This window comes from Antarctobacter jejuensis, assembly GCF_052266595.1.
Taxonomy (GTDB): Bacteria; Pseudomonadota; Alphaproteobacteria; order Rhodobacterales; family Rhodobacteraceae; genus Antarctobacter; species Antarctobacter jejuensis.
Genome location: NZ_JBQQXJ010000012.1, coordinates 1 through 14850, shown reverse-complemented (window position 1 = coordinate 14850; position 14850 = coordinate 1). Strand labels below are relative to the sequence as shown.

18 protein-coding genes and 1 tRNA gene are annotated in these 14850 nt (G+C 62.6%); 8 read left to right on the top strand and 11 right to left on the bottom strand.

The features are described from left to right. Positions 1–10: 10 nt before the first annotated feature. The 3 genes from ACTXGA_RS16770 to ACTXGA_RS16760 are packed head-to-tail and all read right to left on the bottom strand — an operon-like array spanning position 11 to position 1802. A complete protein-coding gene (locus ACTXGA_RS16770) occupies positions 11–499 on the bottom strand; it encodes a GNAT family N-acetyltransferase (RefSeq protein ID WP_443395622.1) in 489 nt (162 codons plus the stop codon). Then, on the bottom strand, positions 499–1095 hold the full coding sequence (locus ACTXGA_RS16765) for an HD domain-containing protein (RefSeq protein ID WP_443395620.1): 597 nt from the start codon (positions 1093–1095) through the stop codon (positions 499–501). The genes ACTXGA_RS16770 and ACTXGA_RS16765 overlap by 1 nt, the downstream gene beginning before the upstream one ends. Before the next feature lie 8 nt (positions 1096–1103). Then, the gene (locus ACTXGA_RS16760; protein ID WP_443395619.1) at positions 1104–1802 is read right to left on the bottom strand and encodes an FkbM family methyltransferase; all 699 of its coding nucleotides are present in this window, start codon (positions 1800–1802) and stop codon (positions 1104–1106) included. A 118-nt stretch (positions 1803–1920) separates the two neighbouring features. Between ACTXGA_RS16760 and ahcY the strand changes: the two genes are divergently transcribed. Beyond that, positions 1921–3309, top strand: coding sequence for an adenosylhomocysteinase (gene ahcY / locus ACTXGA_RS16755; protein ID WP_443395617.1), 1389 nt, complete (start codon positions 1921–1923; stop codon positions 3307–3309). A 31-nt stretch (positions 3310–3340) separates the two neighbouring features. Here ahcY and ACTXGA_RS16750 read toward each other — a convergent pair whose 3' ends face one another. Next, positions 3341–3505: a hypothetical protein gene (locus ACTXGA_RS16750; RefSeq protein ID WP_443395615.1), complete on the bottom strand. Its 165-nt coding sequence runs from the start codon at positions 3503–3505 to the stop codon at positions 3341–3343. A gap of 17 nt (positions 3506–3522) precedes the next feature. Here ACTXGA_RS16750 and ACTXGA_RS16745 point away from each other — a divergent pair, with 17 nt between their 5' ends. Then, positions 3523–4173 (top strand): L,D-transpeptidase, encoded by a 651-nt coding sequence (locus ACTXGA_RS16745; protein WP_443395614.1) that lies wholly within the window; start codon positions 3523–3525, stop codon positions 4171–4173. Positions 4174–4206: 33 nt separating this feature from the next. Here ACTXGA_RS16745 and ACTXGA_RS16740 read toward each other — a convergent pair whose 3' ends face one another. Both ACTXGA_RS16740 and ACTXGA_RS16735 read right to left on the bottom strand, forming a co-directional pair. After that, positions 4207–4485: a hypothetical protein gene (locus ACTXGA_RS16740; RefSeq protein WP_443395613.1), complete on the bottom strand. Its 279-nt coding sequence runs from the start codon at positions 4483–4485 to the stop codon at positions 4207–4209. 80 nt (positions 4486–4565) lie between these two features. Next, positions 4566–5138 (bottom strand): HD domain-containing protein, encoded by a 573-nt coding sequence (locus ACTXGA_RS16735; protein WP_443395879.1) that lies wholly within the window; start codon positions 5136–5138, stop codon positions 4566–4568. Between the two features lie 404 nt (positions 5139–5542). Here ACTXGA_RS16735 and ACTXGA_RS16730 point away from each other — a divergent pair, with 404 nt between their 5' ends. Beyond that, positions 5543–5884 (top strand): DUF2853 family protein, encoded by a 342-nt coding sequence (locus tag ACTXGA_RS16730; protein WP_443395611.1) that lies wholly within the window; start codon positions 5543–5545, stop codon positions 5882–5884. A 263-nt stretch (positions 5885–6147) separates the two neighbouring features. Here ACTXGA_RS16730 and ACTXGA_RS16725 read toward each other — a convergent pair whose 3' ends face one another. The 5 genes from ACTXGA_RS16725 to tsaD all read right to left on the bottom strand — a co-directional run bounded on the left by ACTXGA_RS16725 (position 6148) and on the right by tsaD (position 9410). After that, the gene (locus ACTXGA_RS16725; protein ID WP_443395877.1) at positions 6148–6543 is read right to left on the bottom strand and encodes a DUF1761 domain-containing protein; all 396 of its coding nucleotides are present in this window, start codon (positions 6541–6543) and stop codon (positions 6148–6150) included. A gap of 153 nt (positions 6544–6696) precedes the next feature. Further along, positions 6697–7116: an EVE domain-containing protein gene (locus ACTXGA_RS16720; protein ID WP_443395609.1), complete on the bottom strand. Its 420-nt coding sequence runs from the start codon at positions 7114–7116 to the stop codon at positions 6697–6699. Further along, the gene (locus ACTXGA_RS16715) at positions 7116–7382 is read right to left on the bottom strand and encodes a YciI family protein (RefSeq protein WP_443395608.1); all 267 of its coding nucleotides are present in this window, start codon (positions 7380–7382) and stop codon (positions 7116–7118) included. The genes ACTXGA_RS16720 and ACTXGA_RS16715 overlap by 1 nt, the downstream gene beginning before the upstream one ends. Before the next feature lies 1 nt (position 7383). Beyond that, positions 7384–8334 carry an NAD(P)H-dependent glycerol-3-phosphate dehydrogenase gene (locus tag ACTXGA_RS16710; RefSeq protein ID WP_443395606.1) on the bottom strand — a complete coding sequence of 317 codons (951 nt, stop codon included), beginning with the start codon at positions 8332–8334 and terminating at the stop codon, positions 7384–7386. Next, on the bottom strand, positions 8331–9410 hold the full coding sequence (tsaD, locus tag ACTXGA_RS16705; protein ID WP_443395604.1) for a tRNA (adenosine(37)-N6)-threonylcarbamoyltransferase complex transferase subunit TsaD: 1080 nt from the start codon (positions 9408–9410) through the stop codon (positions 8331–8333). The genes ACTXGA_RS16710 and tsaD overlap by 4 nt, the downstream gene beginning before the upstream one ends. Positions 9411–9483: 73 nt before the next feature. Between tsaD and ACTXGA_RS16700 the strand changes: the two genes are divergently transcribed. From ACTXGA_RS16700 to ACTXGA_RS16680, 5 genes are all read left to right on the top strand, one after another. Next, complete coding sequence (locus tag ACTXGA_RS16700; protein WP_443395602.1) at positions 9484–10203, top strand: uroporphyrinogen-III synthase; 720 nt, start codon at positions 9484–9486, stop codon at positions 10201–10203. Positions 10204–10253: 50 nt separating this feature from the next. Continuing rightward, positions 10254–11702 (top strand): COG4223 family protein, encoded by a 1449-nt coding sequence (locus tag ACTXGA_RS16695; RefSeq protein WP_443395600.1) that lies wholly within the window; start codon positions 10254–10256, stop codon positions 11700–11702. An 11-nt stretch (positions 11703–11713) separates the two neighbouring features. Next, positions 11714–13252 carry a heme biosynthesis protein HemY gene (locus ACTXGA_RS16690; RefSeq protein WP_443395598.1) on the top strand — a complete coding sequence of 513 codons (1539 nt, stop codon included), beginning with the start codon at positions 11714–11716 and terminating at the stop codon, positions 13250–13252. Between the two features lie 45 nt (positions 13253–13297). Further along, positions 13298–13373 (top strand) — tRNA-Thr (locus tag ACTXGA_RS16685). Positions 13374–13538: 165 nt separating this feature from the next. Further along, positions 13539–14726, top strand: a complete 1188-nt coding sequence (locus tag ACTXGA_RS16680) for a tyrosine-type recombinase/integrase (RefSeq protein WP_443395596.1) — start codon at positions 13539–13541, stop codon at positions 14724–14726. The last annotated feature ends 124 nt before the right edge of the window (positions 14727–14850 follow it).

The following is a 14850-nucleotide window of genomic DNA, read 5'->3' as shown; positions in this document are numbered from 1 at the left end:
CGCCAGCACGCTACAGATCGTAGCGTTTCAACACCTTGTCGACCGTTAGCCCGTTCCCCAGAGGCACGCCCCGTTTCACGCCGTAATCCTCGAACCCCCGGCTTTGGTAATAGGCAAGTCCGCCGCTGTTGTCCGCGCGGATATTGGCGTTTATCCAGCCATAGCCCAAGGCCCGCGCGGCGGATTCCGTGGCGCGAAACAGTGCCGATCCGATCCCAAGTCCGGTCTTTCCGCTGCGGGCAAAGGTGGCGATCTCGGCGGCCTCATCCGGCAGATACTCCGCCGGTTCGATCCACTGAAAGCCCATAACGGTCCCGATTTCATTCTCTGCCAGATGCCATGCAGAACGGCCGGGCGCGCGGGTCATCCAATCCTGCATCTCAGTGGTGCTGAGCGGGTTGGTCAACGCCGTTGTTCCGCCTGCGCTGATGATTTCGTTCAGCAACTCGGCAAGGGGGCGTGCATCCAGAGGGCCAGCAGGGCGGACGGTGATCCGCATCAGGGCATGTCCTGCAACAGAGACGCGTGGCGTGAGGTGAAATCCCGTCGCACCTCGACCGGGGGTCGCAGGTGGATGTCCAGATCGGCAATCATGTCGATATCCGGGGCGCCAAAGAATTTGTCCGCCTCGGCGCGGCTAAACCCGGCAATCTGGGTCGCCTCCATCCACGCGCTGACACGGTCTGCCTTCTTGATTTGGCGTTTCAAACGTTGGGGCGTCACCGCGGGCAGGCCAAAGCGGATATGGATCGCCGCCGTCAGCCTTTTGTCCAGATCCTCATAGCCCGGACCGACAGCGGCCTTCACCGGGGAAATCATGTCGCCAATGACGTATTCCGGGGCGTCATGCAGCAGGGCGGTCAGCCGCTCTGCCGGACGGGCCTGCGGGCACAACCGGCCAAAGATCACCTCGACCAGCAGCGAATGCTCGGCCACGGAATAGGCGTAATTTCCGCGCGTCTGCCCGTTCCAGCGCGCGACAAAGGCTAGGCCATGCGCGATGTCCTCGATCTCTATATCCACCGGGGTCGGGTCCAGCAGGTCCAGCCTGCGACCGGACAGCATTCTTTGCCAGGCACGGGGAGTACGGGCCATGATACGCCTCAGTTCTGGGAGATGAAGAACACGTTCCGCTCCATGCCACCGCACATGAGATAGCGCTGGTCCGGGAAATGCTCGATCAGGAAATCGGCGTACATGCCGCGTTGCCACGGGCGATCGGCCTCCAGCACGATCATCGGCGCGTTCTGTTCGATGATCCGTCGCGCACCCAGCAGTGCGGGTTTCTCATGGCCTTCGACGTCCAGATGCAGGATCGACACGATGCGGTCCGCCGGGCAGAGGTCATCCAGCGTGCTGACCTCGACCGGGACGGTGTCCCCGTCCTTGGCTGTCTCGACGATCTTGGCGCGGGCCGCCGTGGCGCTGCCGCCCTCACGGGCCAGTTGCAGGTGAAGCGTGCCGGAAGTTTCGCCGACCGCTACGGCTGCCAGATCGACGTTGGACAGGCCATTCAATGCGATGGTGCGCTGCGCGGCGGCAAAGCTGAGCGGATTGGGTTCAAAGCTGACAACGCGGGAACCGGGCGCAACGGCGCGGGACAGTGCAGGAAAGAAATCGCCGATGAAGGCACCGCCGGTCACGATATCGCCGCCAAACGCGCGCCGTGCCAGCAACGACAGGGTGTTGGGCTCGTAAACCTCCCCCCGTGCGAGGATTTTCGGGATCTCGCGTTTCGCATAGGCATCGGGCACGCAGTAAAAGCCGTGCTCGTTCACGCAAATGCGGTGTTCGAATTCCATCTGCCTGCACCCCTGCCCTGATTGGCGTTCTGGATATGACATCCGCGCTTGTTGTCAATCACATCCCTCTTTGGTACGGGGGCGCATACCGCACAAGCGGCACCAGGAGCATAGCCACATGACGAACGATTATATCGTAAAAGACATTTCGCTGGCAGATTTCGGGCGCAAGGAGCTCGATATCGCCGAGACCGAAATGCCGGGCCTGATGGCCCTTCGTGCCGAGTACGGCGAAGAAAAGCCCCTGAAAGGCGCTCGTATCGTTGGGTCGCTGCACATGACGATCCAGACCGCTGTTCTGATCGAGACGCTGACGGCCCTTGGCGCCGACGTGCGCTGGGCCTCGTGCAACATCTTCTCGACGCAGGATCACGCCGCGTCGGCGATTGCCGCGGCCGGTATTCCGGTCTTCGCGATCAAAGGCCAGACGCTGGAAGAGCATTGGGACTACCTCGACAAGTCCTTCATGTTCGAAGACGGCCCGAACATGATCCTCGACGATGGCGGCGACGCCACCCTGTACGTCCTGCTGGGCGCACGCGCCGAGGCGGGTGAGGACATCATCGCCGTGCCGACCTCTGAAGAAGAGGAAGTCATCAAGGCGCAGATCAAGAAGCGCATGGCGGCCTCCCCGGGCTGGTTCACCAAGACCCGCGACCAGATCATGGGCGTGTCCGAGGAAACCACCACCGGCGTGAACCGCCTGTACCAACTGGTGCGCGACGGTCAGCTGCCCTTCCCGGCGATCAACGTGAACGACTCTGTCACCAAGTCGAAGTTCGACAACAAGTACGGCTGCAAGGAATCGCTGGTCGACGGCATCCGCCGCGCCACCGACACCATGATGGCCGGCAAGGTTGCCGTGGTCTGCGGTTATGGCGATGTGGGCAAAGGCTCTGCCGCCTCGCTGAAAGGCGCGGGTGCCCGCGTGATCGTGACAGAGATCGATCCGATCTGCGCCCTGCAGGCAGCGATGGACGGTTTCCAGGTTGCCCCGCTGGAAGACGTGGTTGCCACGGCTGACATCTTTGTCACCACCACCGGCAACAAGGACGTGATCCGCATCGAGCACATGCGTGAGATGAAGGACATGGCCATCGTCGGCAACATCGGCCACTTCGACAATGAGATCCAGGTTGCCGCGCTGAAAAACCACAAGTGGACCAACATCAAGGAACAGGTGGACATGATCGAGATGCCGAACGGGCATCGCATCATCCTGCTGTCCGAAGGCCGCTTGTTGAACCTCGGCAACGCCACCGGCCACCCGTCGTTCGTGATGTCGGCGTCCTTCACCAACCAGGTGCTGGCGCAGATCGAGCTGTACAAGAACGGCGACAACTACAAGAACGAGGTCTACATCCTGCCCAAGCATCTGGATGAAAAGGTCGCGCGTCTGCACTTGGACCGGATCGGCGTCAAGCTGAGCGCCCTGACCGAAGAACAGGCCAGCTATATCGGCGTCAAGCCCGAGGGCCCGTTCAAGCCCGAGCACTACCGTTACTGACGGTTCGGATTGATTGACCAGAGCGCAACCGTCAGCCAATCGGCTGGCGGTTGTTCTTTTTCAGAGCCTGAAAACCGCAATCGGCAAAAAAATTCGTGAAGTTCATGAAACCGGTTTGAGCCGGAACGGGTTTGACGGTTTGATAGGAAAGTCTGCGCAACGGCATGCTGTCATGGGTCTTCCCGGTCGTTGCCATCGTTAGAAAGGTTCCGAATGTTTACCAGACGCCAGATGGTTGCCTCCCTCGCCGCACTTTCCACGCCGGTGATCGCGGGGCCTGCCTTCGCCGCGCCCGGAGATTGGGCGTCGTGGGACGCCCAGGTGACGCCGCCTGATTTCAATCTTGAAACGTCGAATCCCTGGGGTCTGCATCCGCGTTTTCTGCCGCGCAGGGTCACGGCCAATCCGGGGCTGAAGCCGGGCGACATTCATGTCGATGCCGTCGCGCGCTACCTCTACCACATTCAGGATGACGGCACCGCGATGCGCTATGGCGCGGCCATCGGCCGTGACGGCCTGTATGAGCCGGGCGTCTACACGATCAGGCGCAAGTCGAAGTGGCCGATGTGGACACCGACCGCCGCGATGATCGCGCGCGAACCGGAAAAGTACGCGGCATGGGCGGATGGGCAGCCCCCCGGTCCCAGCAATGCCTTGGGGTCGCGCGCTCTGTATCTCTACAAGGGCAACCGGGACACCTATTTGCGCATTCACGGAACACCGGCGCCGCGCTCCATCGGCACGCGGGCCAGTTCAGGCTGCGTGCGCATGGTGATGCCGCATATCAACTATCTGTACGAACAGGTGAGCACCGGCGTGACCGCCTATCTGTACCCCACCGATGGCGGCCCGCTGACGTCGTGAAACGGCGGTCCCTGGTCCAGAGGTTTCAGCGCCTCAGGACTGGGGGCGCGTACAGATCGGGTTGCCCGCGTTGGTGCGCAGGGGCAGTTCCGTGGTTTCGACCGGGCCGGTATGCGTGTACCAGTAACATCCATCCTCGGCCCGCACGCGCACATTGCTCAGATCCTGATAGGGCGCCGCGATGGCGGCCACGGATTCCGGCGCGGGAGAGGTGGGACCGCTGATTCCGCCACCGCCGGGAACCGGTTCACAGGCGGCAAGCGCCAGCAGGATGAGCGGGCTGGCAATCAAAACAAAAGGGCGACGTGTCATATGGGCATTCCGGTACTGGTGATTGCCGGACAGTTGCATTGCATGGCCCGGGCTTCAAGCCGCTTTGGGCCGGAATGGCCTCACCCCGCCAAGGGTGAGACATAACCCTCACGGATGACCGCCGGATCATAGGCCTTGCGGGCGAATACCTCGCGCACCAGCGGCTCGAAATGCTCTAGCGGCAGGGTATCGTAATCGGGGTCAAAGCTGGACTGGTCCCAGCGTTCGCAGAAGGCCGCGCAACTGTCGAAGCAGGGATGCTCCTTGAAACGCTCGCGTGCGTTGGGGTCCCAGCCGTAGTGGTGGCCGTAGTAGAAGCTTTGGAAGATGCCGTGGTGTTCCACCACCCAGGCCACGTCCCAGCGCACGAAGGGGCGGATCACCTCGGCCGAGAAACGGTCATGGTTCTGCGGTGCCAGCCCGTCGCCGACGTCATGCAACAACGCGCCCACGATCCAGTCTATATCGGCACCGTCGCGTTCGGCCCGTGTGGCGGATTGCAGGCCATGGGTCAGGCGGGTGATCCTGTAGCCTTCCAGAGTGACCTCCCCCTGTCGGCGCAATTCGTCCAGCACGCGGTCAGGCGTCAGGGCAAGGTAGGGTTTTTCCAGCTCTTCCAGCAGGAGGTAATCCTCCTTGGTGCCGTGTTTCATCTGGGTAAAGCTGACGGTGCGTGTGTCGCTCATGTCGTGCCCTTCTTGTTCGTTTTGGCCCCGATCCTCCGCAAGCGTTCCCGCGGGCATCCCCTTCTTCGTAAAGCGCTGGGCGTTGCGGGTCAAAAGTCCTGTTGAACCGGCGCGGACGGTCGCGCCGGATTGGTCGGCTCCGGCCCTGTGGTCGGTCCATTTCGCGCAAGGCACGTGCAGGATGATCCGGTGACAGCGCCCGGTCTGTCGGATTTCCGACGAGGCTCTGTCGTATCCGGTGGGCCGCAAGGGGGAAGGCGGGTCTGCATTTCCCTTGCCAAAAGTGGGGAACTGCGGTCACCATGCCCCCGCAAGGCGGTATGCCAAGAGACCTGCGCCTGACATGGGGCGCCAATACGAGGGAAAAAACTATGGGAAAGCGCGACGATCTGATCGCACAATATGCCGGTGACCTGAAGAACAAGTGCGGCGTCGAGCCTGACATGGATCTTCTGACCAAAGTGACCATCGGTTGCGGCCCGGCGATCTACAACGCGGATGCCTCTACCGTCGCGTCCAGCCAGCCGGCAGAGCTTGAGACCGTCAAGACGAATTTCCTGATCAAGAAGCTGGGCCTGTCCGATGGACCGGAACTGATGGACGCCATCAACAAGGTCATCGAAACCTATGGCAAGTCCGAGCGCAACAAGTACCGCGCAGTGGTGTACTACATGCTGACCAAGCACTTCGGCAAAGAGGCCGTTTACGGCTGAACCGAGGTCGCAGACCTGTCAAAGCCCCTGCATTGCGGGGGCTTTTTGATTCAATCGATTGAAATTGAACGGACTTTTGAATTGCCGATCCGGGGTGGCCGCCGTAGTCTGCATTTGCGGGCCAGAATGGCCGGACCAAAGAATTCGTTACACGTGTGGTGCGTAGGGAGCACGTGGGTGAGCGGAGGGTTCCGGTATTCTGGAACCCTCCGATTTTTCGCGCGTGCGTACGCCAGAAAACACTGTCTGCTTCAGACGCTATTTCAGAACAGCGTCAGGATCAGCCCCATCAGCGCGCAGGCCACGACCGCGTATCCGCCATCGATCACAGTCAGCTTGAACGGGCGCATCCCGTAGGCGTTGTTGATCGCCACCCAAGGCGCGATGAAGAACAACCCGATACCGATCCCGGACAGGAGGCCGCCGCCAATCGTGGCGACGCCGGAAGATTCGAACACGTGCCGCATCATGCCTGCGACCAGCAATTGCATCACAAAGGTAAACGCGAACAGCGCCGGGTTCTGCCCGCCTTCTGGATTGCCTTCGGCGTCCAGCGGAACACCAGTGGCCTTTTTCCACGGTTCCGCAAACACCAGATACCAGACGGCACCAGCCGCAAAGGCGACCACGGCCGCCACGATAACGTTGATGATTTCGATCATGGGTTTTGTCCTTGTTGCGCTTCCCGCCTGCGGGCAGCGCAAGTTTAGCATCAATTGGGAAATATGCAGCCTGAACACCCCGCGCGTCGCGCAATGGCTCCGCGCCGGGCCTTGGCTGGCAATACGCCGAGCAGAGTGACTGAAACGGCGTCAGGCTGTCAGCCCGGCCAATTCACAAAGGGTCCGCCATTCATCTTCGGTCACTGGCTGCACGGATAGCCGGGAGTTCTTGACCAACACCATTTCGGACAGGCGCGGCTCTGCCTTGATCTCGTCAAGGGTTACAGGGGTCGGCACCTTTTCCAGCGCCTTGATGTCCACGCATTCCCAGCGGTCGTCATCGGTCGTGCTGTCGGGGTGCGCCTCGGCGATGACCTCAACCGTGCCGACAACGGCCTTTTCCTTTTGCGAATGGTAAAAGAATCCACGGTCGCCCAAGGCCATTTCGCGCATGAAATTGCGCGCCTGATAGTTGCGGACGCCGTCCCATTCCTCGCCCGCGTCACCCTTGGCCACCTGATCGTCCCAGGACCAGGTGGAGGGTTCCGACTTGAACAGCCAGTAACGCATCAGATCACCTTTTTCCACGCGGTCAGGGTGACGTTTTCGAACAGGCCCGCCTTGGCGTAGGGATCGTTTTCGGCCCACTCTTTTGCGGCGGCCATGTCGGCGACGTCGAGCACGATCAGCGATCCGATCATCTCTCCGTCGTCATTCAGGAGAGGCCCAGCTTGGTAGACGTTGGTGGCCTTGAGGTATTCCAGGTGCGCGTCGCGCGTGTCCTTTCGGATCTGCAGGGCGCCGGGTTTGTCTTGTGCGATCAGGGCAATCAGCATGTCATTCATCCTTGAGTGGGCGGGAAAGAAGGGTGTCCATGGCCTGCGGCACGGTCAGATTGCCTTGGGTCAGGTCAGCGACGGCGGTACAAACGGGCAAGGGGAGGCCAAGGTTGGCGGCCAGACCGGCGGCGGCTCGGGCGGTGGCCGCACCTTCGACCGTTACTTCAGGATCAAAGGTCTCGCCCTGGCCAAGCGCCACTCCGAACCGATAGTTGCGCGATCCGTCAGAGGTGCATGTCAGCGTCAGGTCGCCCAACCCGGACAGACCTGTCAGGGTTTCGGGCGCCGCCCCCAGCCGCGCGGCTAAACGCTGCATCTCGGCAAAGCCGCGCGTCATCAGGGCCGCGCGGGCGCTGTCGCCCAGTCCGGCCCCAATGCAGGCGCCGCAGGCGATAGCGATGACGTTCTTCAGCGCGCCGCCAAGCTCCGCGCCGATGGTGTCATCGCTGCGGTAGAGCCGCAGCACGGGTGTCGACAGGGTCGCCTGCAATTGGCGACCCGCTGCCGCGTCAGAGCAGGCCAATGTCAGCGCGGTGGGCAGGCCACGGGCGATGTCTGCGGCAAAGCTGGGGCCGGTCAGGATGGCCGGCACGGCCTGCGGTTTGTGTCGCGCGATCAGCCCGCAGGGGCCGAGCCCTTCGGTCAGGTCGATGCCTTTGCAGCAGGCGACAAGGAACTGACCGCTCAACGGCGCGTCTATCTGGTCCAGCAGGACGGACAGCTGTTGCATCGGTACGGCCAGCAGCAAACTGTCGTGCTGCGTCGCCTGGGTCAGGTCCGATACGACCTTTACCGTTTCGGGCAGGATCACGCCGGGCAGGCGCGGGCTTTGGCGGTGTTCCATCATTTCCGCTGAGTGCCGTGCCCAAAGCGTCACCGGCCCCTTGCGGCCCAGAGCAACCGCCAGCGCCGTGCCAAAGGCACCCCCGCCAAGGACCGCTACGCTCATGCCTTGGCGCCTTTCTTTCCAGAGCCGATCAGGGGGGCGGCCCGTTGGTCCAGTGGCCAACGGGGGCGGGCGGAGAGGCTCATGTCATGCGTGACCCCGGCGCTCAGCAACTCGCCCCCGGCATAGGCAATCATCGCGGCATTATCGGTGCACAGGCGCAGCGGCGGCGCGGTGAACCGCACCCCCGAGGTTTCGCAGAGCCCCTGCAAAGCCGTCCGCAGGGGCGTATTGGCTGCCACGCCTCCGGCCACGGCCATTGCGGGAGCATCGGGCTGTTCCTGTAGGTACAGGTCGATCGCGCGGCGCGCCTTTTCGGTCAAGACATCGCGCACAGCGGCTTGAAACCCGGCACAAAGGTCTGCCACGTCCTGCCGGTGCAACCCGCCCTGCTCCGCAATCAACTGATCGCGCTGGCGCAGCAGCGCGGTTTTCAGACCGGAAAAGGACAAGTCGCATCCCGGCCTGTCCAGCAGGGGGCGGGGAAAGCGGAACCGTTTTTCATCACCGTCGCGCGCTGCGGCCTCGACCGATGGCCCGCCCGGTTGCGGCAGGCCCAGCAGGCGCGCGGTCTTGTCAAAAGCCTCGCCCGGGGCGTCGTCGATGGTGCCGCCCAGACGGGTGAAATCCTGTGGTCCGCGCACGATCAGGAATTGGCAATGTCCGCCCGACACCAGCAGCATGAGATAGGGATAGGCCAGATCGTCGGTCAGGCGCGGCGTCAGCGCGTGGCCCGCAAGATGGTTCACGCCCACCAGCGGCACACCCAGACCGGCGGTCAGCCCCTTGGCCAGCATCAGGCCCGACAAAACCCCGCCGATCAGCCCCGGCCCGGCGGTGACCGCGATGGCGTCGACGTCCTGCAAACTCACCCCGGCTTCGGCCAACGCGTCTTCAACACAATGGTCCAGCCGTTCCGCATGGGCGCGTGCGGCGATTTCTGGAACGACGCCGCCGAAATCCGCGTGCAGATCTGCCTGTCCCTTGACGACAGAGGCCAGCACCGCGCGTCCGCGCAATAGTGCCGCGGCGGTGTCGTCGCAGCTGCTTTCAAGGCCAAGGATAAGGGGAGCGGTCATCCGGTGTTCCCGTTGCGTTGCATGACACCAGCAGGTACCACCGCCATCAACGCCCCACAATCCCGGAGGCCGCATGGCCGAAACCCTGCCCGTGCTGCTGCTGACCCGCCCCCGGCTGGCGTCGGAGCATTTTGCCCGGGCGCTGGAGGAGGAGGGGCTGCGCTTTCGGGCCGTAATCTCGCCGCTGATATCGATCGTGGTAACCGGCCCCCTGCCGGATGACCGCAGGGCCAAGGGGCTGATCTTTACCTCTGCCAATGGCGTGAGCGCGTGGCTGGAACTTGGCGGACGGGTTGATTTGCCTGTTTATGCGGTGGGGCGGGCCACGGCCCATGCAGCCCGGGCTGCGGGCATGACGGCGATAAGCGCGGACGGAACGGTGGACGAGCTGTTTGGCTGGTTGACGGCACGGCGTCCGAAGACGCCGCTGTTGCATCTGCACGGGGTTCATGTGCGCGGAACCCTTGCGGAAATGCTGACAAAGGAGGGTCTGCCCTGCCGGTCTGCCGCGATCTACGATCAGCCCGCGCAGGATCTGACGGCAGAGGCGCGCGCGGCGCTGGCCGGTGACCTTCCGGTGGTGGTGCCGGTGTTTTCCCCCAGAACGGCGAAATTGCTGGCGCGGGAACACGCAAATGCGCCGCTTCTTGTCGCGGCAATGAGCGAAGCTGTGGTCAACGCTCTCTCGCCGCTGCATAAACAGGAACTGATAGTGGCTCAACGGCCCGAGTCGGAGGAGATGAAGAAGGCGGTGGCGCGTCTTCTGTCACAGGCGCGGGACGGGGCGTTTTGATTGGGTCCACCCCAGTTGGACCAAGATGCGATGTGAAAGGGTGACATCAGGTGGCGAAGTCGAGAAAGGACAAGACCGACGACACCAAGGCCGTCGAAGACAGCCTGACGTCGGAAGATCCGAAGACGCCGGAAGAGACAGTGATCGCCGATGAGGCGGACACGGTTGCGGATACCGTTGACGCCGCAGAGGCAGATCCGGCACCGGAGCGCGATGAACTCGCGGATGATGTGTCCGGAGAGGACAGCCTGACCGAGACGGCAGATTCATATGAGCCTGACGCGGACGCGTTGGCCGGCGTCGACGGTGCGGACGCTGCACCGGCAGAGGGCGATGACACGCTTTCCGGTGAGGACAGCCTTGAAACCGCAGAGCCGGAAGCGGAGACCTCGGCCCTTGCGCCGCAGGTGATCCGCGAAACCGTTGTGGAACGCAAAGGCGGCTTCGGTCCCATGGTGTTGGGCGGTGTCGTTGCGGCTGCGCTGGGCTATGCTGCGGGGGCCTATCCCGATCTGCCCTTCATGGGCGGCGGTGCGGTCGAGGAAGATCCCTTTGTCACCGAAACCAAGGCTGCGTTGCGGTCTCAGGTGGAACAGATCGAAACCCTGACCAAGAAGGCGGGGGAAAATGCCGATGCGATCAGCGGGATCGATCTGGCGCCGCTTTCCGGTTCGATCACGGCGGCGGAAGGAAAGCTGACGACGCTGGAAACCACCCTGACCGGTTTGCAGTCCTCTGTCACAGGGCTGTCGGACCAGATCAAGGCCATGGACACGCGCCTGTCGACAATCGAGAAGCAGCCGCTGATCGACGCCGTTTCACCCGAAACGGTTGCCGCCTATGAGCGTGAACTGGACACTCTGAAGGCGCAGGTTGCGGCGCAGCAGGCCGCGATCGCCGAGGCGCAAAAGGAGCAGCTGGCCGCGGTCAAGGCAGCGAAAGAAGAGATCGAGGCCGTGGCGGCCCGGGCCCGCGATGCGGAGACCAGCGCCGAAACCCGCGCCAAGCTGGCCGCCAGCCGCGCCGCGCTTGCCGATCTCACCACGCGTGCCCGCGATGGCAAACCCTACGCAGAGCCGCTGGCGGTGCTGACCGGCAATGGCGTTGCGGTGCCCGATGCACTTGCGCAGTCTGCCGAGGACGGGCTGCCGACGACGTCGGTTCTGCTGTCGGAATTCCCGGCCGCCGCGCGTGACGCATTGGCCGCTGCGCGCGCCAACCGGAGCGACGACGCGGAAAACGGCGGCCTTGCAGGGTTCTTCCAGAGCCAGCTGGGCGCCCGGTCGGTCACTCCGCGAGAGGGCAACGACCCCGATGCGGTGCTGTCACGTGCAGAGGCCGCCCTGCGCGGCGGTGATCTGGACACCACTTTGTCTGAGATTTCCGCCCTGCCCGACGTTGCGCAGGCAGAACTTTCCGACTGGGTGGCGCTGGCCACGCTGCGGCGCGATGCGCTGGCGGCGACCGCCGCGCTCTCCCAGGAACTCAATCAGGAATAAGGGTCCGCACCATGCTTTGGTCACTCATCAAGATCGTTGTGTTCGTCGCGTTGGTTGCGGCCCTGGCCCTTGGCGCGGGCTACCTGCTGGAAAGCCAGGGCGGGTTGCAGATCACCGTTGCGGGCATGGAATACAACCTTGGTCCGCTGCAATCGGTCATTGCCGCCATCTTGCTGGTCGTCGGTGTCTGGCTTTTCTTCAAGCTGCTCGGACTGGTCATCGCCACGCTGAAATTCATCAATGGCGACGACACCGCGCTCAGCCGCTATTTCGATCGCAACCGCGAGCGCAAGGGATACGAGGCGCTGTCCGAGGGACTGATGGCGCTGGCCTCGGGCGAGGGGCGGCTGGCCATTGCAAAGGCGACCAAGGCCGACAAGTACCTGCACAAGCCGGAACTGACGGACCTGATCACCGCGCAGGCGGCGGAAATGTCCGGCGACCGCAAGAAGGCCGAAGAGGTCTACAAGCGCCTGCTGAAGTCCGAAAACACCCGCTTTGTCGGCATCCGTGGGCTGATGCGGCAAAAGCTGGAGGCCGGTGAAACCGACACCGCCCTGCAACTGGCGGAACGCGCTTTTGCCATCAAGCCAAAGCATGGCGAGGTGCAGGACACCCTGCTGCAATTGCAGGCGGAAAAACATGATTGGGCCGGGGCGCGCAAGACGCTGGCGACCAAGCTGAAGCATGGCGCTCTGCCGCGGGATGTCTTCAAGCGGCGCGATGCGGTTCTGGCGCTGTCCGCAGCGACCGAGATCGAGGATACCGAAGCCAGTGGCAAGGCCGCCGAGATCGCTCTGGAGGCCAACCGCGCCTCGCCCGATCTGGTCCCTGCCGCGGCCTTGGCGGCTCGGGCCTATATCGGTCAGGGGCGCAAGCGCAACGCGATCAAGGTGCTGAAAAAGGCCTGGGAGGCGCATCCGCATCCTGATCTGGCCGCGTCCTTTGCCGCGATCGAACCGGATGAAACCCCGGAGGCCCGCGTGAAACGGTTTGTTCAGCTGACCCGTATCCAGCCGGACCACCGTGAGACCAAGCTGCTCAAGGCGGAACTGAACCTCGCCGCCGAGGATTTCCCTGAGGCGCGTCGCGCGCTGGGCGATCTGGTGGAAAAGAATCCGGATGCGCGGGTTCTCGCGATCATGGCGGCCATCGAAAAGGGTGAGGGCGCAAAGGATGCCGTTGTGCGCGGCTGGCTGGCGAAGGCGTTGACCGCACCGCGCGGCCCGCAATGGGTCTGCGACAAGTGCAAAACGATCCACGCCGAATGGGCACCGATCTGCACCAACTGCTCTGCCTTCGATACGCTCAGCTGGACCACGCCGCCGCAATCCGAGGTGGTCCTGCCCGCAGGAGCCGAGATGCTGCCGCTGATCATTGGATCTCTGGAGGACAAGTCACAGGAGCCGGCGGATGAGGCAGACGTGATAAACGTCGGCCCGGATGCCCCGGCCTCCGCTGCCCCGACAGAGGCCAAGGCCCCGACATCTGAGCCCGAGGACGCGGAAATCATCGAGGCCGAAGAGCCTGTGAAAGCGGGCGCAAAATAGCACTTCCCCTTGCGCGGCCTGTTTGCTAATAGGCCGCGCACCAGTGCCGGTGTAGCTCAGCTGGTAGAGCACGTCATTCGTAATGATGGGGTCGGGGGTTCGAGTCCCTTCACCGGCACCACTTTCTTGTCCAAAGAAAGTTAGAGACATCCAGAAAATCAAGAAATACAAGGGGTTTGCGGCCCCTATGGTCCGAAGTCGTGCGGCTTGGTCCAGTACAATACGGCCCCGATGGGGGTAGATCAGGGGGTATCGCAGCAAGTGCGCGAATGAGGATACCCCCAGCATGCCCTTAAACGATGCTCAAATTCGCAGTCTCAAACCGAAGGAAAAGCCCTACAAGGTCTCAGATTTCGAGGGCCTCTATCTCGATGTCAGACCGGGCGGGTCGAAGCTATGGCGCATGAAGTACCGCTTCGAGGGCAAAGAGAAGCTTCTCTCGCTTGGCGCGTATCCTGCGGTTAGCCTCTCAGCCGCCCGCAAGAAAAAGGACGACGCGCGGGCGCTATTGGCGGAAGGCAATGACCCGAGCGCGGTGAGACAGGAAGAAAAGCGGGAGGCGCAGAAGGTCACTGAACGTACCTTCGGCAAGCTCGCGGACCAGTTTATCGACAAGGCCCGCCGCGAAGGTCGTGCCGCTGCAACGATGGCCAAGACGGAGTGGCTTCTGGATATGGCGAAGGCTGCTTTTGGTCCCCGTCCAATTACGGAAATCACAGCGCCGGACATCCTTGTCGTTCTCCGCAAAGTCGAAGCAAAAGGAAACTACGAAACGGCTAAGCGCTTGCGCTCCAAGATTGGCGGAGTTTTCCGCTATGCTGTGGCCAACGGCGCGGCGGAGAGTGACCCGACATATGCCCTGCAAGATGCTCTGATCCGGCCTCGGGCGACTTCACGCGCGGCTATAACCGATCCTAAAGCCTTCGGTGCGCTTCTGAGGGCGATTGATGGGTTTCACGGCCAAACGACAACGCGGATCGGCCTTCAACTCCTTGCGTTGCTGGCCCAGCGCCCAGGCGAAATCCGACATGCGAAATGGCAGGATCTTGATACGGAAAATTCTGTGTGGTCGATTCCGGCAGAGCAGATGAAGATGCGGCGCGCGCATGATGTTCCATTGCCGGGCCGAGCAATGGAACTTATCGAAGAACTACGAGAGATCACCGGCACGGGCGCTTACCTATTCCCGAGTCTACGCTCCTTCAAGCGCCCCATGAGTGAGAACACATTGAACGCGGCGTTGCGTCGGATCGGTTACTCTGGCGATGAAATGACTGCGCATGGTTTCCGCGCGACCTTCTCGACATTGGCCAATGAAAGCGTCCTCTGGCACCCGGACGCGATAGAAAGGCAGTTGGCCCATGTTGAAGGCAACGTGGTGCGGCGCGCTTATGCGCGAGGCCTGCACTGGGAAGAGCGGATCCGCATGTCAGAGTGGTGGGCTGGATATCTGGAAGAACTCAGGGCAGGCTAGGGTCAGGATGCATTGATTTCGCGTGAACAGCATGATTCACGGCTTCGAAAACGGAGCGGTGACATGAGCGATCTCTTCTGGCTGACCGACGCGCAGATGGCACGCCTGGCCCCTTTCTTTCCCA